Consider the following 17887-nt stretch of genomic DNA (forward strand, 5'->3'; position numbering starts at 1 on the left):
AAGCTGGGATGCTTCGATCTCTCCGCAGGAGATCGCGGGCTGGACGGCTCTGCGATGACCGCGCAATCCGAACGTCTGGCCGCGCTCGAGCAGCGGCTCACCGACCACGAGTCCCGCTGCGAGGAACGGCTGGGCGAGATCAAGGCCACCGCCGCCACCACGCTTAGGGCCGTGGAGGGGCTGAAGAGCCGCTCGTGGGCGGTGGCGGTGGCCTTGCTGGCCTGGGCGCTGGCGCAGGTGTGGAGCGCCAACCAGGTGCGGCTGGGCCGGCTCGAGGCGCCGCCGCCGGGCTGGAGCCTGGAGGTCGCCGATGCCGCCGCCCGTTGAGGTCCGCTGGCTCTGGCGGCGGATCTACACCTATGGCGCCAGCGTGCTGAACAGCGCCGGCGTCGGCGCAGTGATCTGGCGTCTGGACGATCCGCAGGCGCTGAAGGGCATCGGCCTGGCGCTGATCGCCGCCAACGTGGTGATGGCCACCCTGTACCTGGCCGGCGCCACCGTCACCGACTGGGCCAAGCTCGCCGCCGCGGCGCGCGCGCCGAAAGACTGACCCCCGCTTTAGAAGGACGATCCCATGGCTACCTGGCTCACGGCGCATTTCGCGCTGGAAGAGCTCGCCTGCACGCAGCATCGCGAGTTCGACAACACCCCGCCGCCGGAGGTGGTGGCGACGCTGCGCACCACCGCGGCGCGGATGGAGGCGGTGCGGCGCGCCCTGGGAGACAGGGTGATCGCCGTCTCCAGCGGCTATCGCTCGCGGGCGCTGAACCGGGCTGTGGGCGGCGCCAGGACGTCCGCGCACCTGACCGGCCATGCGGTGGACTTCCACTGCCGGCGGTTCGGGCGCGCCCTGGATGTCTGCCGGGCGATCGCCGCGGCGGGCGTGGCCTTCGACCAGCTGATCGAGGAAGGCGACTGGGTGCACATCTCCTTCGACCCGCGCATGCGCAGCCAGATCCTGACCCGCAAGCCGGACGGCGGCTACGCCCTGGGCCTGCCGGCATGACCCCTCGAATGGTGGTCCTGCTGGCGACGGTGATTGCTGTGCTGACGGCCTCCGCAGGCCTCTACTGGAAGGGCCGGCGCGACGCCGCCGCCGAGCTGCGGCCGCACCTGGAAGCGGCCGCGCGCCTTGCGGCTGTCGCCGGACTGGAGACCGAAGGCGCGCGGGACAGCGCGGGGCGCGCTGAGACAGCGGTTCGCCGCCGCAGCGCCGCCGGACGCGTGGTCGCCGATCTGATCCCCCAAGCCCTGAAATCGGAGGACGCCGATGCGCCCCTGGACCCTGACCGCGCCGCTCGCCTGCGCGCTGCTGACCGCGAGCTGTGCATCGCGGCCCCCGAACTCATCGGCTGCGCCGCAGATCGCCACCCCGGCTGAGGCCGCCCGGCCGTGCGCGCTGCACGTGGCGCCGGACGCCGCGACGCTCGCGGACCTGGAGATCGGCTATGTGACCCGCGGCGCCCAGGTGGTCGCCTGCGACGCCGCACGGCGTTTGGCGGTGGAGACCCACGCCGCCGAGCACGCTCTGGAGTCGCGTCAGGCGGCGGCCACCCGCGCCGCCCGTTCCCCCGCCGCGAGGCGGAAGATGTAGTCGCCGACATCTATCGGCCAGGCCTGGACTACATCGAACCCGGCGTCGTCGCTGGCTTAGAAGGCGCGGGTGGATAAATTGAAGCGTCAATAACGCCCGGGCGAAAACAACCGGACGCACAGCCCGCTGCGGGGCGCCGAAGCGCCCGCGCAAGTGTGTCTTGCTGTCGGGGAGGGTGGTGCCACCGCAGGGACTCGAACCCTGGACCTCAGCCTTACCAAGGATGCGCTCTACCACTGAGCTACGGCGGCGAATGACGAGGCGGGGGCTATAGCGGGCGCGGGCGGCGGCGTGAAGCCCCCAAATGGGCGCAAGCGCACCTTGACGCTCAAGGCTGCTGGCCGCACCTGATGCGCCATGGCCGGACCTGCAAAACCCCCGACGCCGCCCGATCCGCGCGAGGCCAAGCTCGCCCAGGCGCTGCGGGCGAACCTGGCCCGACGCAAGGCGTCGGGCCAACCTCCGCAACCGCCGAAAACCCCTGAAGACCAGGACCGCTAGGTTGCGTGCGGACGGCCTTTGCGGGGCCGACAGCGCAGGCTAGAGAACGAGCCTCAAGGGCTTTCCCGCGACTCCCCAAAAGCGCGGCCGTTTCGAAGGATTGGGATTGGACCGCATCGCCATCACCGGCGGCGCGCGGCTGGAGGGAGAGATCCCGATCAGCGGCGCCAAGAACTCGGCCATCAAGCTGATGGCGGCGAGCCTGCTCACCGACGAGCCGTTGCGGCTGACCAACATGCCAAGGCTGGCGGACACCAAGTTCCTGGGCAAGCTGTTGCAGCGGCTGGGCGCGGAGGTGATCGAATCGGACGGGGCCGATGGGGCGGAGACCCTGCTCACGACCAGGGAGATCACCAGCGGCTTTGCGCCCTATGACCTGGTCCGGCAGATGCGGGCCTCATTCAACGTGCTGGGACCGCTGCTGGCGCGGACCGGCCAGGCGAAGGTGTCGCTGCCGGGAGGCTGCACGATCGGGGCGCGGCCGGTGGACCTGCATCTGAAGGCGCTGGAAGCACTGGGCGCGCGGATCGACCTGCATGAGGGCTATGTCTACGCCCAGGCGCCGCGGGGCCTGCGGGGCGGGGAGATCGACTTCCCGTTCGTCTCGGTGGGGGCCACGGAGCATGCATTGCTGGCGGCGGTCCTGGCCGAGGGCGAGACGGTGATGACCAACGCCGCCTGCGAACCCGAGATCACCGACCTGGCGGACTGCCTGAACAAGATGGGCGCGAAGGTCAGCGGGGCCGGCACCGCGACCATCCGCGTGCAAGGTGTGGCGAAGTTGAATGGCGCGAGCCACTCGGTGCTGCCCGACCGGATCGAGACCGGCACCTATGCGCTCGCGGCCGCCATGGCCGGGGGCGAGGTGCGGTTGACCCACACCCGCGCCGACCTGATCCAGGCGCTGGTGGCCAAGATGATCGAGGCCGGGGTCGAGGTGACGCCGCACAACGACGGACTGACAATCAAACGCAACGGCGGGCGCCTCAAGGCGGTGGAGATCGAGACCGACCCCTATCCCGGCTTCGCCACCGACCTGCAGGCGCAGTTCATGGCCCTGATGACGCTGGCGGACGGCGAGAGCGTGATCCGCGAGACGATCTTCGAGAACCGCTTCATGCATGCCCCGGAACTGAGCCGGCTGGGCGCCGACATCACGGTGCAAGGCGGCGAGGCCCGGGTGCGCGGGGTGGCGGCCCTGGAGGGCGCCCAGGTGATGGCCACCGACCTGCGCGCCTCTGTCAGCCTGGTGATCGCCGGCCTGGCGGCGCGCGGCGAGACGATGGTCAACCGGGTCTATCACCTGGACCGCGGGTTCGAGCGGCTGGAAGCCAAGCTGAGCGCCTGCGGGGCCCAGGTCCGCCGGCTCAAGGGCGACGGCGGAGGCGAGGACGAGTAGCCATGGCCAAGACCCCGCCGCTGCGCCTGCTGGCGCAGGACACTGACGATCTGGAGGTGATCTCCGCGGCCCTGCAGGACGCCGTGGCGAAGGTTGGCGACATCAGTTTCGAGGCCAAGGCCAGCCGACTGACCATCGCTTTCAACCGCTATCGCTGGGAGGCTGGCGGCGGCCAGCGGGTGCGCTCGGCGATCCAGCTTGGCGGGGTGATGCAGGTGAAGGCGCGCAAGATCCGGCGCGACCGGCCCGACGCGGTGATCGAAATCCTGGCGATGACCTTCGAACCGGGCGAGGCGCCTGGTGGCGTCGTGACCCTGAGCTTCGCGGGCGGCGGGGACATCTGCGTCACCGTGGAGTGCATCGAGGCTGTGCTGGCGGACGTCTCTGAGCCCTGGCCGACGCCGCGCACCCCGGCCCACGATCTCTAGGGCCATAGCGCGAAGGCCGGTCGCCCGGTAAAGAGCGCGCCATGCGCCGCTTCCGCTTCGACGAGCCCGGTTTCCAGGCCGCCTTCGCCGCCTTCACGGAAGAGCGCCGGGAGACGCCGCAGGACGTCGACGCCGTCGTGCGCGAGGTCGTTGAGGCCGTGCGGGGCGAGGGGCTGGCCGCGCTGCTGCGGTTCGCCCGAGAGTTCGACAAGGTGGAACTTGACGAGGCCACCCTTCGGGTCACTGCCGACGAGATTGAGGCGGGCGCCGCGGCGTGCCCCGCCGAGGTGCGCGAGGCGATCGCCTTCGCCGCAGGCCGCATCCGCGCCTACCACGATCGCCAGCGGCCGCAGGACCACTGGTTCAAGGACGACGCCGGGGTCGAGCTCGGCTGGCGCTGGACGCCACTGGAGGCGGTGGGAATCTATGTGCCGGGCGGCCGGGCGGCATATCCCTCCACGGTGCTGATGAACGCCGTACCCGCCGCCGCGGCGGGGGTGGAGCGGATCGCCATGGTCACGCCGCCAGGGCGCCTGCAGCCGGCGGTGCTCGCAGCAGCCAAGGCCGCCGGCGTGACGGAGATCTGGCGGGTGGGCGGGGCGCAGGCTGTTGCCGCGCTGGCCTTCGGCGCCGGTCCGATCCGACCCGTGGACAAGATCGTCGGTCCGGGCAACGCCTACGTCACGGCCGCCAAGCGGCAAGTGTACGGCGTGGTCGGCATCGACGCCCTGGCCGGGCCCTCCGAGATCGTCGTGGTGGCCGACGGCGCCAACAATCCCGAGTGGATCGCGGCGGACCTGCTGTCCCAGGCCGAGCATGATCCCGCGGCCCAGGCAATCCTGATAACCGACGACGCAGCCTTCGCCGCGAAGGTCGAAGCGGCCGTCACGGCGCAGCTAGGGACCCTGTCGACCGGCGAGGACGCTGCCGCCTCCTGGCGCGACCATGGCGCGGTGATCATCGCGCCGCTGGACGAGGCGCCCGCTCTGGTCAACCGCATCGCGCCTGAGCATGTGGAGTTTGCGATGGATGCGCCGGAACGGCTCTCCGACCAGGTGCGGCACGCCGGGGCGATCTTCCTGGGCCGTCATGCGCCTGAAGCCATCGGCGACTACGTTGCGGGATCGAATCACGTGCTGCCTACCAGCCGGGCGGCGCGTTTCTCCTCCGGACTCTCCCTCTATGACTTCCTCAAGCGGACCTCGATCGTGAAGTGCGACGAAGCCGCCTTCGCACGTCTGGCGCCGGCCACCGTCGCGCTGGCCGAAGCGGAGGGGCTGCCCGCGCACGCCCGCTCTGCGGCGATCCGCATGGGACAGAATTGAACCTATGGCCTCATTGAAACCTTCATCTGGCGCCGTAGTCTGCCCCTCTCACACCGAAACGGAACTTTGAACTTGGCCCCTGAAGCAACCTCAGCTGGCGGCTGGTCCAAGAAGCTCGCGCCTTATCGCGAGCCGGCGACTGGCCGCAGCATCCTGGAAATCGTCATCACCGTCGTCCCGCTGGCGGCGATCTGGGCGCTGGCTTGGTTCCTGTACGGGCAGGGCTGGTGGTGGGCGGCGCTGCTGCTGACGGTCCCCGCGGCGGCCTTCCTCGTGCGGCTATTCATGATCCAGCATGACTGCGGCCACGGTTCCTTCTTCGGCGTGAAGCTCGCCAACGACTGGGTGGGCCGCGCGATCGGCGTGCTGACGCTGACCCCCTATGACTACTGGCGCACGACGCACGCCATCCACCACGCCACCTCGGGCAACCTCGACCGTCGCGGCCTGGGGGCGATCGAGATGCTGACGCTTGAGGAATACCGGGCCCTGCCGCCCCTGCACCGGTTCGGATACCGCCTCTATCGCCACCCACTGGTGATGTTCGGCCTGGGCCCGGCCTTTGTCTTCTTCCTGATGCAGCGCTTGCCGATCGGCCTGATGAAACAGGGCTGGCGGCCGTGGGTGAGCGTGCTTGGCAACGGCCTGGCGATCGCCGTGGGCCTGGGCGCGCTGATCTGGCTGTTCGGGCCGGCGCCGGTGCTGCTGGTGAACGTCGTCACCATGCTGCTGGCGGCCACCATCGGCGTCTGGCTGTTCTACATCCAACACCAGTTCGAGGGCGCCGCCTGGTCCCGGAGCGGATCGTGGAAGCGCGACGACGCGGCCCTGGCCGGCAGTTCGCACTATGACCTGCCGCCGGTGCTCCGCTGGTTCACCGCCAATATCGGCATCCACCACGTCCATCACCTTTCCAGCCGGATTCCATTCTATCGCCTGGGGAGGGTTCTGCGGGACCACCCTGAGCTGCAGCCGCTGAGCCGGGTCGGGCTGTGGGAGAGCTTCCGCTGCGCCAGGCTGGCGCTGTGGGACGAGGCCTCCGGGCGGCTGGTCTCTTTCCGCGAGGCTCGAGCCCAATAGGGCCTGCGGACACCTCTCCAAGCTGAACAGTTCCTGTCACGGCGGCCCAAGGGCCGTTCAGGCGGGCGCCTCTAGATTGCGTTTCATCGGGGCCGAAAGGTCCTGCGGATCAACGCGAAACGGACGGAGACAAACATGCGCACTTCCAAGATCAAGATGATCGGCCGCGGCGCGGCCGCGGCCGTGCTCGCCACCGCCCTGACCTTGAGCGGCGCCTCGAGCGCCAGCGCCCAGGGCCTTAACGGCGTGACCAACTGCGCTGCGCCTGGCGGCAAGCAGGAAGCCGGCGCCTTGATTGGCGCCCTGGTCGGCGGCGTGATCGGCAACAAGGTCGGCGGCCGAAAGGCCACCCTGGAGACGGTTGTCGGCGCCGGCGTTGGCGCGGCGGCGGGTTCGGCGGTGGGCTGCAAGCTGCAGCACAACAAGCAGGCCCAGGCCTACAACAGCTATGATCGCCCGGCGACCTACAGCCGCAACGGCTATCGCCTGTCCTCGGACATCGCGCCGGCCAACTATAACCGGATCGGCGACACCTTCGTCGCCCGCAGCACCGTGAATCTGCGCGCCGCGCCAACCACGGGTTCCGCCCGGGTCGGCGCCCTGCGAGCCGGCGAGCGCTTCCAGGCCCTGGCCAACGTTCGCGGCACGGACTGGATCCTGGTGGGCCAGGGCGGCACCGGCGTGGGCTATGTCCGCGGTGACTTCGTCCAGCGCGAAGGCCAACGCTACGCCGCCCGCTACTAGACGAAACCTGACATGGAGGGAGGCCCGCCGCACCCAGCGCCGGGCCTTTTTCTTTGCCCGTAACGCCGGGTGTTCGCAGGTGCGGGATGACGCGACCCCCCGTATTGCCATAAAGCAGCCCCAGCACCCCTCCGCCTGGACGCCATGGCCGACGACGCGCGCAAAACGCACAGACTGCAGCTGGTCGAGATCGACGATGAGTCGCTCGCCGCGGTCTCGCGCGACCAGGAGCAGGAGCGACAGATCGCGATCTTCGACCTCCTGGAGGACAACTACTTCGCACCGGAAGGGGCGGCGGGCGGGCCCTACGACCTGCGCATGGGCCTGATCGAGAACCGGCTGATGCTCGACGTGCACGGTCCCGACTACGAGCGCCGCCACATCCTGTCGCTGTCGCCGTTTCGAAGTCTGATCAAGGACTACTTCCTGATCTGCGAGAGCTACTATCAGGCCATCCGCAACTCGACCCCAGCTCAGATCGAAGCCTTGGACATGGGCCGGCGGGGGCTGCACAACGAAGCCTCGGAATTGCTGCAGACCCGGCTGACCGGCAAGATCGAAACCGACCTGGACACCGCCCGGCGCCTATTCACTCTGATCTGCGCGCTGCATTGGCGAGGCTGAGGTCGCATGGCCGCTGATGCGCCCGCCAGGCCGCCGGGGGCGGTGCTGTTCGCGTGCAACCTGAACCGGGTGCGCTCGCCCATGGCCGAGGCGTTGCTGAAGCGCCTAGTGGGCGACCGGGTCTTCGTGGACAGTTGCGGGCTGAAGGCCTTCCCCCGCGACGAGTACGAACCCGCGCCCGACGTCGACCCTTTCGCCGAGGCTGTGATGGCCGAGTTGGACTGCGACCTCTCCCAACACCGCGCCAAGACGTTCGACCAGCTTGAGGACAGTTCTTTCGACCTGGTGATCTCGCTGACGCCCGAGGCGCAGCACCGGGCGGTTGAGATGGCCCGCGGTCGCGCGGCGGAGATCGCCTACTGGCCGACCTTTGATCCCACCCTGACGGAGGGCTCCCGCGAGTCGAAGCTGGCCGCCTACCGCGGGGTCCGCGACGGGCTCGCGGCCCGCATCGCCCAGCGTTTCGGCCGCTGATCCCGGGCGGCCCCATCGACCTCACCCGGGCGCCTAGTTTATAATCCATCGCTGGCCACGGCCCGCGACCTGATCTAAAGGCGCGGGCCGTCGTTTTATTCTGCGGCTGGGAGCCTGCATGGCGAAAGAAGAACTGTTAGAGTTTCCGGGCACGGTCAGCGAGGTGCTGCCTAACGCCACGTTCCGCGTGAAGCTCGAGAACGACCACGAGATTATCGCCCACACCGCCGGCAAGATGCGCAAGAACCGCATCCGGGTCTCGGCCGGCGACAAGGTGCTGGTCGAAATGACGCCCTACGATCTGTCCAAGGGCCGCATCACCTTCCGCGTTCGCTAGCGCGGACCGGCGACTTGTCGGCCACGCCACAGCGGCTCGTGCTGGCCTCTGCAAGCCCCAGGCGCCTGGACCTGCTGCGCCAGATAGGTCTGCAGCCCGACGCGGTGGTCGGCGCCGACATCGACGAAACCCCCCTGAAGAACGAGACACCGCGTCTGCTGGCCCTGCGCCTGGCGGCCGCGAAGGCCGATCGCGTGGCCGAGGAGGCGGCCGGAGCCTACGTGCTGGGCGCCGACACCGTCGTCGCTGTCGGCGCCCGCGTTCTGCCCAAGGCCGGCAGCGACGAGGAGGTGCGCCGGTGCCTGGCGCTGTTGTCCGGCCGCGCCCATCGCGTGCTCACAGGCTTGGCCGTGATCAGCCCGGACGGCCGCCGCGCAGCCAGGCTGGTGGAAAGCCGCGTGCGCTTCAAGCGCCTCTCCCACGACGATCTCGAAGGCTACCTTCGCTCGGGCGAGGGCCTGGGCAAGGCGGGCGGGTACGCGATCCAGGGCCGGGCCGGGGTTTTTGTGATGAGCCTGCAAGGCTCGTACTCCGGCGTGGTTGGGCTGCCGCTCTACGAGACCGCCGGCCTGCTGGCCGGCCTGGGCTATCGGCTGTCATGAGCGTGCGGCGGCTCTATCTGGATCGTGGGATCGGCGAGACCCGCGGCGTGGTCACCCTGGACGACCGCCCTGAACGCCTGCTGATCCGCCGCGACGCGGACGAGCCCCGCCTGCGGATGGGCGCGCGTGTGGTCGGGCGGGTGGCCAGCCTGGAGCCCACCCTGGCCACCGCCTTCCTCGACCTGGGCGACGGCGCCGAGGCCATCCTGCCCTTCCGGCCAGACGCCAAGCCGGTTCGCGGAGAGGCGCTCGAGGTCGAGATCCGCAGCGAGCCCCGCCGCGGCAAGCTGGCCATCGCCCGCAGGATCGCGGCGGCGCAAGGCGCGCCGCGGCTGCTGGGCGACCTCTCCGACCCGGCCGAAGACCTTCGCGCCTACGCCCGCGACGCTGAACTGATCGAAGGCGCCGCGGCGCGCGCCATGGCCGAGGAAGCCGAAGCCGAGGCGCTGGCGGTGCTGCACCTGCTGCCCGGCGGCGGGGTGCTGGCCGTGGAACCCACGCGAGCGCTCACCGCCGTCGACGTGGACCTGGGCGAGCGCAAGGGCGCCGACGCCAAGCGGGTCACGCGGCAGGCGAACCTCGCGGCGCTGGGCCTGGCCGCGCGCCTGCTGCGGCTGAAGGGCCTGGGCGGCATCGTGGTTATCGATCTGGTGGGCCGCGGGCACGACGGCAATGCGCTGATGGCCGCAGCCCGCACCGCTTTCGCCCCTGACAACCCGGGCGTGGCGATCGGGCCGGTGGGCCGCTTCGGCACCATGGAGCTGGCCCTGCCACGGCGCATCCAGCCGATCGTGGAACGGCTCTGCCGGGAGGACGGGGGGCTCAGCGACCTGACCCTGGCCCATCGGCTGATCCGCCGCCTGCAGGCGGAAGCCACGGCCCAGCCGGGCGCGCGCCTCGCCGTCCGCTGCGCGCCCGCCGTGGCCAAGGCCGCCGAGCCCCTGGCCGCCCAACTCGCTCAGTTGGTCGGCGCGCGCTTCGCCATTACACCGGACCCCACAGCGCCCCGCGAGCGCCTCGACGTGGGGGCCGCATGACCGCTACCGCATGCCCCATCTGCCGCAAGCCGGCGCAGCCCGGCCACCTGCCATTCTGCTCGACCCGATGCGCCAACGTAGACCTGCAGCGGTGGCTCACCGGCGGCTATGTCGTGCCCGCCGCGGACGACGACGAAGCGCCGTCCGATGAGGGAGCCGAAGACTGATTTCGGACGGTGGACTTCGGCTAAGGCCTCTTCTATAGACGCGGCTCCCGCGACGGCGGCCTTCGCCTGGGTAGCTCAGTTGGTAGAGCAGCGGATTGAAAATCCGCGTGTCGGTGGTTCGAATCCGCCCCCAGGCACCACGTCCTTTTTCGTAAGACGCCGCGGCGGGTTCCAAGCGCCGCCGCCTATATCCGCGCCACCCGATTGCCGGGCGCGGCTGTTCGCTGGGCGAGCGATCACAAACCCGAGGCGGCCCGCTTGATGCTGCATCGCAGCATTAAAGGAATCAGATTGCTGGGTGCGCGCAAGGGGATTACTTCCCGCGCTTATTGTGCACCGCAACATTACTCGAAGTGTGAAGGTTTTTCGACCGATCGTCGCGCCGACTGCCCCCTTGACGCCTTAATAAGGGGTTGCCAAAGGACCGGGGCCGAACGTCTAACAGAGCGGTAAGATTTCGTGCTCCTCTCGGGGAGAGCGAAGTCGCCTCTCGCCTTCGAGACGCCAGCCCCACACGAGTTGGGGTACGCGTTCCGGGTCGGGCGGAGCGGCAGCGGTCCTGACGTCTGATCCGGGAAACCGGGTCCGGACGCGGGCTTGTTTCAACTAGGGTGGAGACGCTCTCGCGCGACGACCCTCCGGCCAATCGTGCTAGACCAACCAGGAACTGGCGACAGATGCTCGACAACAAAATAAAGACCCCTTTCATCGCTCTCGTCGGTGCTCTGGCATTGATGGCGAGTGTTCCGGCGTTCGCTCAAGAGGCCGCCGCCCCGGCGGCTCCTGTAGCCGACGCTGCTGCGGCTCCGGCTGCTGACGCGGCGCCCGCTCCGGTCGCCGCCCCCGCGGCGCCTGCGGAAAGCTCCGATCCGCCGACCATGAAACACGCCGGCAAGCTCGGCGTCGGCACCATGTTCATGGACGCCGACCCGGTCGTTAAGGTGATCATGATCGGCCTGATGCTGGCTTCGATCTTCTCGTGGACCCTGCTGCTCACCAAGATGCTCGAGTTCCGCTCGCTCAACCGCGCGTCGGACGAGTTCCTCGAGAACTTCCGCGGCGCCACGTCGATTCCCGACATGGGCCGTATCGCCATGTCGGAAGAGTTCGACGGCAACCCGCTGGCCGACATGGCCGCCGCCGCCGCGCAGGAGATAGAGCTGTCCCGCCAGGCTGGCTTGGAAATCTCTGGCGATCACCGAGACACCACGATCATGCGTGCGCAAGCCGCCGTCGGGGCGGTCCAGGCCTCCCTGGCCCGCCGCCTCTCCAGCGGTATGCAGTTCCTGGCCTCGGTCGGTTCAAACGGTCCGTTCATCGGATTGTTCGGCACCGTCTACGGGATCATGAACTCGTTCATCGGGATCGCGAACACCAACACGACCAACCTGGCCGTCGTGGCGCCCGGCATCGCCGAAGCGCTGCTCGCCACCGGTCTGGGCCTGTTCGCGGCCATCCCGTCGGTTATCTTCTACAACTACTTCCAGACGCGGATTTCCGCCTACGGCGCCCGCACGGAAGGTTTTGTCGCTGAGCTGATGAACGCGATCTCCCGGCAGCTCGACAAGGGAGTCTAAGCCACATGGCCGCCAAACTCTCGGGCTCCGGGGGCGAGGGCCGATACCAGGAAAAGCAGAACGCCGAGATCAATGTCACGCCCTTCGTGGATGTGATGCTGGTTCTGCTGATCATCTTCATGGTCGCGGCTCCCATGGCGGCCGTGACGGTGAAGGTGGTCCTGCCGCCCGCCGTCGCGCCGCCCGGTGTGAACCCTCCGAAACCGGTCTACATTTCGCTTCAGCCGAATGGCCGGATCTTTATCCAGGACTTCCCGTCGGATCTCTCCACGCTCGGCGATGATCTGCGGACCCAGCTCGGCACGACCCGCAACTCGACCAAGGAGCGGATCTTCATCCGGGCTGACAAGGACGTGCTCTACGGCGACTTCATGGGCGTGATGAACATGCTGCAGGACAACGGGTTCTACAGCGTGGCCCTGGTCGGCGAAGACAAGTGAGGGGGGTGAGGCATGACTGACACATCGAACCAAGCCGCCCACCCGACCCGGCACAATCCGTTCGACGATCCGCGGCCGAAGCGGAACAAGGGCGTGACGATCGCGATCACCCTGTCGATCGTGGTGCACGCCCTGCTCGGCTACTATCTGTGGAAAACGCGGTTCGAGCCGAACTACAAGGAGTACACGGACGAGATCACGGACGTGGCGCTGATCAAGCCCGTCCCGCCGCCGCCGCCGCCCAAGCTGCAGCCCAGGCCGCCGGTCGCCGCCCCGGATCTGCCGAGCACGATCCCGCCCCTGCCGGTTCCCCCGGTGGAGCGTCGGATCGAGGAGCCGAGACCCCCGGCCGCACCGCCGCCCGAGCCGCCGCGCCCGTCGGTCATCACGCAGCCCGACTGGCTTCGCAAGCCGTCGGGTGAGGACATCGCCCGGTACTATCCCGAGCGGGCCCAGCGGATGAACGTGGAGGGCCGGGCTACGATCAGCTGCACGGTCAACGCCCGTGGCTCGCTGGATGGCTGTTCGGTCTCGTCGGAAGAGCCGAGCGATCAGGACTTCGGTCCTGCCGCGCTGAAGCTCGCCCGGCTGTTCAAGATGCGGCCCCAGACCAAGGACGGCCAGCCCGTCGACGGTGGTACGGTGCGCATCCCGATCCGGTTCGCCCTGCCCAAGGGCTGACGGCGAGTTGACACCAAGGTTCAGGCCCCGGCGGCGAGAGCTGCCGGGGCCTTTTCCATGTCCGCTGGAGCGTGACAGCCGAGAGCGGATGCCGGTTTCGGCGCCGATCACGCTCCAACCTCTAGGCGGCCGGCTGCGCGCTGGGCGTGGCCCGGGGTGCGCGCGGCTGCGGCTTCAGGCCCAGCGGCAGCCTCAGCCAGGGAACCGTGCGGGCGAGGCCATAGGCGCCCAGGCAGGCCGCCACCGTCGCGGTCAGGATGATCCCGGCTTCCGCCAGGACTGGCAGGCCCAGGGGCTTCAGCCAATGACCGGCCAACACGATGGCCGTCTGGTGGCCGATGTAGAACGGGAACACCGCCTCGGTCAGCATGGTCAGGAGCGGCGAGCCGCGGCGGATGTAGCGCCTGGCGTATCCGAACAGCGCCGCCATCACCGCCCAGGCGTAGGCTTCGCGCAGGAAGCTGAAGGCGGCCCCCGGCCAGCCCGGCATGTCCTCCACGCCGGCCTGCTCCAGCGTCAGGGCGGCTGCGGCCAAGACGGCGGCGCCGACCAGCGACGCGGCGCGCAGGCGCTCGAAGCTGGCCCAGGCCGCGTCGCGCTTGGCCAGCACCAGCCCCAGCAGGAACGCCGTGCCGTACTGCAGGTGTCCGTAGGCGTCGGCCCAGACGACGTGGGTCTCACCCCAGGCCCGGCCGGCCGTGGCGAGAAACACTCCGAAGGCCAGGGCGGGGGTCAGGAACAGGCCCGGCCCCTTGAGCAGCCAGGCCGCGGCGCGGTCCACCGCCGGCGCCATCGACCGCCCCGCCACGGCGACCATGGTGTAGACCCACAGATAGACCACGAACCACAGGTGATTGTAGGTCGGCACAATAATCCCGAAGCTCTGGTCGAAGGTCAGGTAGCGGGGCCAGAAGTCGAGGAAGCTGCCGGCGTAGCCCTGTTTCTCCACCACCTCGGCCCAACTCTGCGGGGCCACGATCAGCAGCATGCCGAAGGCCAGCGGGATCAGCAGTCGCGAGGAGCGCTGTCTGGCCAGGTCGCCGGTGGCGGTCTTCGCCGCCATGAACCGCGTGGCGGCGCCGGAGATCAAGAACAGGAGGGTCAGGCGCCACGGATTGACGGCGCCCATCCAGGGCTCAAGCGCGGGGGTAATGTGCGTGCTCTTCACGTGCCAGTCCCAAGGCACGTAGAACATGCCAAGGTGATAGAGGATCAGGAGCAGGAGCAGGAAGGCCCCGACCCGCAAGGCGTCGAGGTCGTGGCGGCGAGGGGAGGCGGTCATGTGGCGGGTCTCCATTGGGGAAGCGACGCCAGGGGTGCGCGAAACCCCGGCGCCCGCGCCAGCGGCAAGGGGCGAACGGCGGGGTGCGTGTGACTGAGCCGGGGCGAACGGTGACCAGCGGTGGACCGGGCGGGACGAGCGGCGACCGCGACGACCTGATCTTCTTCGCCATCATGGTGGCGGTCATGGCCGTGGTGCTGGTGTTCAACACCCTCAACGTGCTGCACGAGTGGCGCGGCACGGGCCAGCCGCTGGAGTCCTGGGAGCCGCTGGTCTGGGAAGGCTCCAGCATCCTGGTGCTGATGGCCCTGGGGCCCCTCGTGCTGATCTTCACGCGAAGGGTCTGGCCGCTGGACCCACCCTTCGCTCGTAAACTTGCCCTGCACCTGGCCGCCGCGGCGGGAATCTCGCTGGTGCACGTGGCCGCCACCGGCGCGCTCCGCTGGGCCGTCTATGCGGCCTTGGACCGGGACTACGACCCGCTGGGCCCGCTCTCCAACTGGCCCTACGAGTTCCGCAAGGACGTCTTGGTCTATGCCGCCCTGGCGGGCCTCTACGTTGGCTGGCGGCTGTTGCGCGCCCGCGGCCCGGAACTCGACGAGACGGCGGCGACCCTGGAGGTCCGCGACGGCGCCCGCCGCCGCTTCGTGGCCCTGGCCGATGTCGCCTGGGTGGAGGCGGCGGGCAACTATGTGGAGCTGCACCGTCAGGGCGAACCCGTCCTGCACCGCGCCTCCCTGACCGCCATGGCGCAGCGGTTGGAGCGGGCAGGTTTCGTGCGCATCCACCGCTCCCGTCTCGTGCGGCGTGACGCGATCAACGAAGTGGTCTCCAAGACTTCCGGCGACTTCGTCGTGCGGCTGCGCGATGGCCGCGAGCTGGCTGGTTCGCGCCGCTATCGCCGCCCCTTGCTGGCCGACTGATCCGCCCGCTTGATCACGCCGGCCCGTCCGACTAGAACCGGCCCTCGCGACAAGGCCGCCTTAGCTCAGTTGGTTAGAGCGCTAGATTGTGGATCTAGAGGTCCTCCGTTCAATCCGGAGAGGCGGTACCATCGCTCAGCCCCCATGCCCTATTCCGCCGCCGCCGGCGCGGCCGATCCGGGCGCCCTCACGAACGGCTGCGGTCGCCATTTCACCAGGCTGCGCCACGCCCACTCGAAGGGGCCGTACTGGAAGCGGGCCAGCCACGGGAGGCTCCACACCAGCATGAACGCCCACAGGGCCGCCACCACGATCAGCAGCTCCGCCCGCGACAGCTCGCCGTAGAAGCCCAGGCCGTAGCCGCCGAACACCAGGCTCGTGAGCATCGAGGTCATCAGGTAGTTGCTGAACGCCATCCGGCCCGCTGCCTCCAGCCGGTTGACCAACGGCTTGAAGAGGCCCGCGCGAATGACCAGCAGCAAGACGCTGGCATGGGCCAGGGCGATGAACGGCTTGGGCGGCGCCTGCCAGATTTCCAGCCTGTGCAGCACCAGGGCCTCGAACCCGGCTTTCCAGATCAGCCACGCGAGCCATGCGGTGACCGGCGCGCAGACCAGGTAGCCGAAAGCGATCATGCGGGCGTAGGCCCGGGTCGACCAGCCCAGGGTGAAGAAGCCGGAGCGGAACAGGCCCATGCCGATGAACATCTGGCCGATGGCCTCCGGCAGCCCATCCAGCGGCAGCATGACGGTATGGAAAAGCAGCACCATCTTCGCCCGCGCTTCCAGCGCCTGCAGGAACGTGCCGCCGAAGCCCGCCAGCTCCGCGGCCTTCGCGCCCGGCGGCGGGGTGATCGCCACCGAGGCCTGCCGCCACGTCTCCATCGACTGCGTCGAGGCGCCCGGCGCGGTGGCCGCCGCGTGCATGGAGTCCAGCACCGCGGCCAGCGCTTGGTTCTTGGCGAGCAGGAGCGCCAGGACCGCCACGCCGATCCCGATCTGGGCGCGCACGCCGAGCTTGCGGAACGGGAAGATCACCAGTCCGGCCAGGGCGTAGCAGACCAGGATGTCGCCGAACCAGAACAGGTAGGCGTGCAGCATGCCGAACACCAACAGCCAGAACATCCGCCGATAGTGGGTCTGGGCCGGCCCGGGCCGCCCGCCCTCGGCGCGCTCGGCGATCAGCACGGCGCTGGCGCCGAACAGCATGGTGAACAGCGCCCGCATCTTGCCGTCGGTCAGCACATTGTTGACCGCCCAGGTCCACAGGTCCCAGCCCTGCGAACCGCCCGCATAGGTCGGGTCGATATAGGCGAAGGACGGCAGGCCCATGCCGACGATGTTCATCAAAGCGATGCCCAGGACGGCGAAGCCCCGCACGGCGTCGATGGAAACGTGGCGCTCGGCGCCCATGGCTATCGGCATGGCGCTGTTCCCCCGCCGCAAGGCTTGGGCCGCCGCCGTGCGATGTCAAGCAATCCACCGAACGATGGTACGTGGGTCAGGCTTGACCGGGCCGGCCTGCAGGCCTAGCGCCGGGTCGGGGCGAGGCAGGCATGGCTGAGACAGGCGCAGTTCAGCAGACGATCGTAACGCGGGGACGCCGGCGCAAGGGCGAGGGCCCTGACGTGCGCAACGCCATCCTGGACGCCGCGGAGGCGCTGTTTTCCCGTCACGGGTTCTACGGCGTCACCGTGCGCCAAGTGGCCGCCGAGGCTGGCGTCGACACCGCCCTGATCCACTACTACTTCGGCGCCAAGCGCGAACTGTTCGACAGCGTCTTCGCCCGCCGCGCCGGGATCGTCAACGAGGCCCGGATGAACGCCATGCGGGCCTATGCCGCCGAAAACCAGGGCGCCATGACCATCGAGGGGGTCATCGAGGCCTTCATCGACCCCATACTGCAGATGTCGATGACCCAGGAGGTGGGCTGGAAGAACTACTTCCGCCTGGTGGCCCTGGTGAACAACACGCCGGCCTGGGGCGGGGAGACCATGCACCGCTTCTTCGATCCGGTGGTGCATCAGCTCATCGACACGCTGAAGGCCGCGCTGCCGGATGCGGAAATCCGCGACCTCTACTGGTGCTACCAGTTCCTCACCGGCTCGATGATGCTGGCGCTCTCCGAGACCGGCCGCATCGACCAGCTCTCCGACGGGCTTTGCCGCTCCACGGATCTGCAGGCCGTGCGCGCCAGGCTGTTCGCCTACTGCGCCGCGGGCATCGCCGAAGTGGTCCGGCGCAAGGCCTGCGCCTGCGACCCAGCGCCACTGTGACGTAAATTCATCACCTGATTAAAAAAACCGCGCGGTGGTGCAGCTTGCGGCTGGCGCGGCACACCCGAACGACGGCATTGTCCTGCTAATTCGCCTAACGGTGAAATTCAGCGTCGTACGAGCCGCGTCCATGGGGGAGACGGTCCGGCGGCGCCGGGAGGAAGTCATGAAAGCCATCCTGAAAGCGGCGCTCGTTGCGAGCGCCGCCTGGTCCGTCGTTCCCACACTCGCCTACGCCCAGGACGCCGTCGGCGGCGTCGCGATCGAGGAAATCGTCGTCACGGCGCGGCGCCGGGAAGAATCCCTGAAGGACGTGCCTGTCGCCGTGACCGCCGTCACCGCCGAGCGCCTGGAGCAGACCGGCGCCCGCGACATCACCATCCTGCAGCAGACCACG

General features: G+C 69.1%; 23 protein-coding genes, 3 tRNA genes and 1 pseudogene. 24 read left to right on the forward strand and 3 right to left on the reverse strand.

All coding sequences use genetic code 11. The annotated features are described in order from the left end of the window. The 5 genes from ACLL81_RS02610 to ACLL81_RS02630 form a co-directional block, all read left to right on the forward strand. Positions 1-327 (forward strand): hypothetical protein (locus tag ACLL81_RS02610; RefSeq protein ID WP_411286791.1); only part of this gene is annotated, 327 nt, incomplete at its 5' end. Further along, a complete protein-coding gene (locus tag ACLL81_RS02615; protein WP_411286792.1) occupies positions 311-550 on the forward strand; it encodes a hypothetical protein in 240 nt (79 codons plus the stop codon). The genes ACLL81_RS02610 and ACLL81_RS02615, both read left to right, overlap by 17 nt. Before the next feature lie 24 nt (positions 551-574). Next, entirely contained in the window at positions 575-1006 is a 432-nt protein-coding gene (locus ACLL81_RS02620) for a D-Ala-D-Ala carboxypeptidase family metallohydrolase (RefSeq protein WP_411286793.1), read from the forward strand. Further along, positions 1003-1380: a hypothetical protein gene (locus ACLL81_RS02625; RefSeq protein WP_411286794.1), complete on the forward strand. Its 378-nt coding sequence runs from the start codon at positions 1003-1005 to the stop codon at positions 1378-1380. The genes ACLL81_RS02620 and ACLL81_RS02625 overlap by 4 nt, the downstream gene beginning before the upstream one ends. A 25-nt stretch (positions 1381-1405) precedes the next feature. After that, positions 1406-1594 carry a hypothetical protein gene (locus tag ACLL81_RS02630; RefSeq protein WP_411286795.1) on the forward strand — a complete coding sequence of 63 codons (189 nt, stop codon included), beginning with the start codon at positions 1406-1408 and terminating at the stop codon, positions 1592-1594. A 176-nt stretch (positions 1595-1770) separates the two neighbouring features. On the opposite strand, the gene ACLL81_RS02635 is transcribed toward ACLL81_RS02630, so the two are convergent. Further along, positions 1771-1845 (reverse strand) — tRNA-Thr (locus tag ACLL81_RS02635). A 356-nt stretch (positions 1846-2201) separates the two neighbouring features. On the opposite strand from ACLL81_RS02635, the gene murA reads away from it, so the two are divergent. The 15 genes from murA (at position 2202) to ACLL81_RS02710 (ending at position 13010) form a co-directional block, all read left to right on the forward strand. Continuing rightward, positions 2202-3494, forward strand: a complete 1293-nt coding sequence (gene murA / locus ACLL81_RS02640) for a UDP-N-acetylglucosamine 1-carboxyvinyltransferase (protein WP_411286796.1) — start codon at positions 2202-2204, stop codon at positions 3492-3494. A 2-nt stretch (positions 3495-3496) separates the two neighbouring features. Next, a complete protein-coding gene (locus tag ACLL81_RS02645; protein ID WP_411286797.1) occupies positions 3497-3922 on the forward strand; it encodes a DUF2948 family protein in 426 nt (141 codons plus the stop codon). Positions 3923-3963: 41 nt separating this feature from the next. Next, positions 3964-5247 carry a histidinol dehydrogenase gene (gene hisD / locus ACLL81_RS02650; RefSeq protein WP_411286798.1) on the forward strand — a complete coding sequence of 428 codons (1284 nt, stop codon included), beginning with the start codon at positions 3964-3966 and terminating at the stop codon, positions 5245-5247. 72 nt (positions 5248-5319) lie between these two features. Further along, on the forward strand, positions 5320-6327 hold the full coding sequence (locus tag ACLL81_RS02655) for a fatty acid desaturase (protein ID WP_411286799.1): 1008 nt from the start codon (positions 5320-5322) through the stop codon (positions 6325-6327). A 135-nt stretch (positions 6328-6462) separates the two neighbouring features. Next, positions 6463-7071 (forward strand): SH3 domain-containing protein, encoded by a 609-nt coding sequence (locus tag ACLL81_RS02660; protein WP_411286800.1) that lies wholly within the window; start codon positions 6463-6465, stop codon positions 7069-7071. A 144-nt stretch (positions 7072-7215) separates the two neighbouring features. Next, positions 7216-7695: a UPF0262 family protein gene (locus ACLL81_RS02665; protein ID WP_411286801.1), complete on the forward strand. Its 480-nt coding sequence runs from the start codon at positions 7216-7218 to the stop codon at positions 7693-7695. Between the two features lie 6 nt (positions 7696-7701). Continuing rightward, entirely contained in the window at positions 7702-8169 is a 468-nt protein-coding gene (locus tag ACLL81_RS02670) for a low molecular weight phosphatase family protein (protein WP_411286802.1), read from the forward strand. 118 nt (positions 8170-8287) lie between these two features. After that, positions 8288-8506: a translation initiation factor IF-1 gene (gene infA / locus ACLL81_RS02675; protein WP_215341158.1), complete on the forward strand. Its 219-nt coding sequence runs from the start codon at positions 8288-8290 to the stop codon at positions 8504-8506. A 14-nt stretch (positions 8507-8520) separates the two neighbouring features. Then, positions 8521-9108, forward strand: coding sequence for a Maf family protein (locus tag ACLL81_RS02680; protein ID WP_411286803.1), 588 nt, complete (start codon positions 8521-8523; stop codon positions 9106-9108). Beyond that, entirely contained in the window at positions 9105-10145 is a 1041-nt protein-coding gene (locus ACLL81_RS02685) for a ribonuclease E/G (protein WP_411286804.1), read from the forward strand. The genes ACLL81_RS02680 and ACLL81_RS02685 overlap by 4 nt, the downstream gene beginning before the upstream one ends. Further along, positions 10142-10312: a DNA gyrase inhibitor YacG gene (yacG, locus tag ACLL81_RS02690; protein WP_411286805.1), complete on the forward strand. Its 171-nt coding sequence runs from the start codon at positions 10142-10144 to the stop codon at positions 10310-10312. The genes ACLL81_RS02685 and yacG overlap by 4 nt, the downstream gene beginning before the upstream one ends. A gap of 64 nt (positions 10313-10376) precedes the next feature. Beyond that, positions 10377-10452, forward strand: a tRNA-Phe gene (locus ACLL81_RS02695). 537 nt (positions 10453-10989) lie between these two features. Next, positions 10990-11889 carry a MotA/TolQ/ExbB proton channel family protein gene (locus ACLL81_RS02700; protein WP_411286806.1) on the forward strand — a complete coding sequence of 300 codons (900 nt, stop codon included), beginning with the start codon at positions 10990-10992 and terminating at the stop codon, positions 11887-11889. Positions 11890-11894: 5 nt separating this feature from the next. Then, positions 11895-12329 carry a biopolymer transporter ExbD gene (locus ACLL81_RS02705; protein ID WP_411286807.1) on the forward strand — a complete coding sequence of 145 codons (435 nt, stop codon included), beginning with the start codon at positions 11895-11897 and terminating at the stop codon, positions 12327-12329. Positions 12330-12341: 12 nt separating this feature from the next. Continuing rightward, the gene (locus tag ACLL81_RS02710; RefSeq protein ID WP_411286808.1) at positions 12342-13010 is read left to right on the forward strand and encodes an energy transducer TonB; all 669 of its coding nucleotides are present in this window, start codon (positions 12342-12344) and stop codon (positions 13008-13010) included. A gap of 121 nt (positions 13011-13131) precedes the next feature. Here ACLL81_RS02710 and ACLL81_RS02715 read toward each other — a convergent pair whose 3' ends face one another. Further along, positions 13132-14292: an acyltransferase family protein gene (locus ACLL81_RS02715; protein ID WP_411286809.1), complete on the reverse strand. Its 1161-nt coding sequence runs from the start codon at positions 14290-14292 to the stop codon at positions 13132-13134. Between the two features lie 89 nt (positions 14293-14381). Between ACLL81_RS02715 and ACLL81_RS02720 the strand changes: the two genes are divergently transcribed. After that, entirely contained in the window at positions 14382-15215 is an 834-nt protein-coding gene (locus ACLL81_RS02720) for a LytTR family DNA-binding domain-containing protein (RefSeq protein ID WP_411286810.1), read from the forward strand. A gap of 54 nt (positions 15216-15269) precedes the next feature. Continuing rightward, positions 15270-15346, forward strand: a tRNA-His gene (locus ACLL81_RS02725). An 18-nt stretch (positions 15347-15364) separates the two neighbouring features. Here the strand turns inward: ACLL81_RS02725 and ACLL81_RS02730 are convergent. Then, complete coding sequence (locus ACLL81_RS02730; RefSeq protein ID WP_411286811.1) at positions 15365-16639, reverse strand: DUF418 domain-containing protein; 1275 nt, start codon at positions 16637-16639, stop codon at positions 15365-15367. Positions 16640-16770: 131 nt separating this feature from the next. On the opposite strand from ACLL81_RS02730, the gene ACLL81_RS02735 reads away from it, so the two are divergent. Together ACLL81_RS02735 and ACLL81_RS02740 are read left to right on the forward strand one after the other, a co-directional pair. Further along, positions 16771-17490, forward strand: a complete 720-nt coding sequence (locus ACLL81_RS02735; RefSeq protein ID WP_411286812.1) for a TetR family transcriptional regulator — start codon at positions 16771-16773, stop codon at positions 17488-17490. A gap of 166 nt (positions 17491-17656) precedes the next feature. Further along, positions 17657-17887: pseudogene (locus tag ACLL81_RS02740) on the forward strand (TonB-dependent receptor); the annotation flags it as partial.

Origin of the sequence: Phenylobacterium sp. (assembly GCF_046590535.1) — a bacterium.
In the GTDB taxonomy this organism is placed as follows: domain Bacteria; phylum Pseudomonadota; class Alphaproteobacteria; order Caulobacterales; family Caulobacteraceae; genus Phenylobacterium.

What these genes read in the sequence shown, in the direction of transcription:
- ACLL81_RS02615 (WP_411286792.1), top strand. Translation starts at nt 311, where the DNA reads ATGCCGCCGCCCGTTGAGGTCCGCTGGCTCTGGCGGCGGATCTACACC.
- ACLL81_RS02620 (WP_411286793.1), top strand. Translation starts at nt 575, where the DNA reads ATGGCTACCTGGCTCACGGCGCATTTCGCGCTGGAAGAGCTCGCCTGC.
- ACLL81_RS02625 (WP_411286794.1), top strand. Translation starts at nt 1,003, where the DNA reads ATGACCCCTCGAATGGTGGTCCTGCTGGCGACGGTGATTGCTGTGCTG.
- ACLL81_RS02645 (WP_411286797.1), top strand. Translation starts at nt 3,497, where the DNA reads ATGGCCAAGACCCCGCCGCTGCGCCTGCTGGCGCAGGACACTGACGAT.
- hisD (WP_411286798.1), top strand. Translation starts at nt 3,964, where the DNA reads ATGCGCCGCTTCCGCTTCGACGAGCCCGGTTTCCAGGCCGCCTTCGCC.
- ACLL81_RS02660 (WP_411286800.1), top strand. Translation starts at nt 6,463, where the DNA reads ATGCGCACTTCCAAGATCAAGATGATCGGCCGCGGCGCGGCCGCGGCC.
- ACLL81_RS02665 (WP_411286801.1), top strand. Translation starts at nt 7,216, where the DNA reads ATGGCCGACGACGCGCGCAAAACGCACAGACTGCAGCTGGTCGAGATC.
- ACLL81_RS02670 (WP_411286802.1), top strand. Translation starts at nt 7,702, where the DNA reads ATGGCCGCTGATGCGCCCGCCAGGCCGCCGGGGGCGGTGCTGTTCGCG.
- infA (WP_215341158.1), top strand. Translation starts at nt 8,288, where the DNA reads ATGGCGAAAGAAGAACTGTTAGAGTTTCCGGGCACGGTCAGCGAGGTG.
- ACLL81_RS02685 (WP_411286804.1), top strand. Translation starts at nt 9,105, where the DNA reads ATGAGCGTGCGGCGGCTCTATCTGGATCGTGGGATCGGCGAGACCCGC.
- yacG (WP_411286805.1), top strand. Translation starts at nt 10,142, where the DNA reads ATGACCGCTACCGCATGCCCCATCTGCCGCAAGCCGGCGCAGCCCGGC.
- ACLL81_RS02700 (WP_411286806.1), top strand. Translation starts at nt 10,990, where the DNA reads ATGCTCGACAACAAAATAAAGACCCCTTTCATCGCTCTCGTCGGTGCT.
- ACLL81_RS02705 (WP_411286807.1), top strand. Translation starts at nt 11,895, where the DNA reads ATGGCCGCCAAACTCTCGGGCTCCGGGGGCGAGGGCCGATACCAGGAA.
- ACLL81_RS02710 (WP_411286808.1), top strand. Translation starts at nt 12,342, where the DNA reads ATGACTGACACATCGAACCAAGCCGCCCACCCGACCCGGCACAATCCG.
- ACLL81_RS02715 (WP_411286809.1), bottom strand. Translation starts at nt 14,292, where the DNA reads ATGACCGCCTCCCCTCGCCGCCACGACCTCGACGCCTTGCGGGTCGGG.
- ACLL81_RS02730 (WP_411286811.1), bottom strand. Translation starts at nt 16,639, where the DNA reads ATGCCGATAGCCATGGGCGCCGAGCGCCACGTTTCCATCGACGCCGTG.
- ACLL81_RS02735 (WP_411286812.1), top strand. Translation starts at nt 16,771, where the DNA reads ATGGCTGAGACAGGCGCAGTTCAGCAGACGATCGTAACGCGGGGACGC.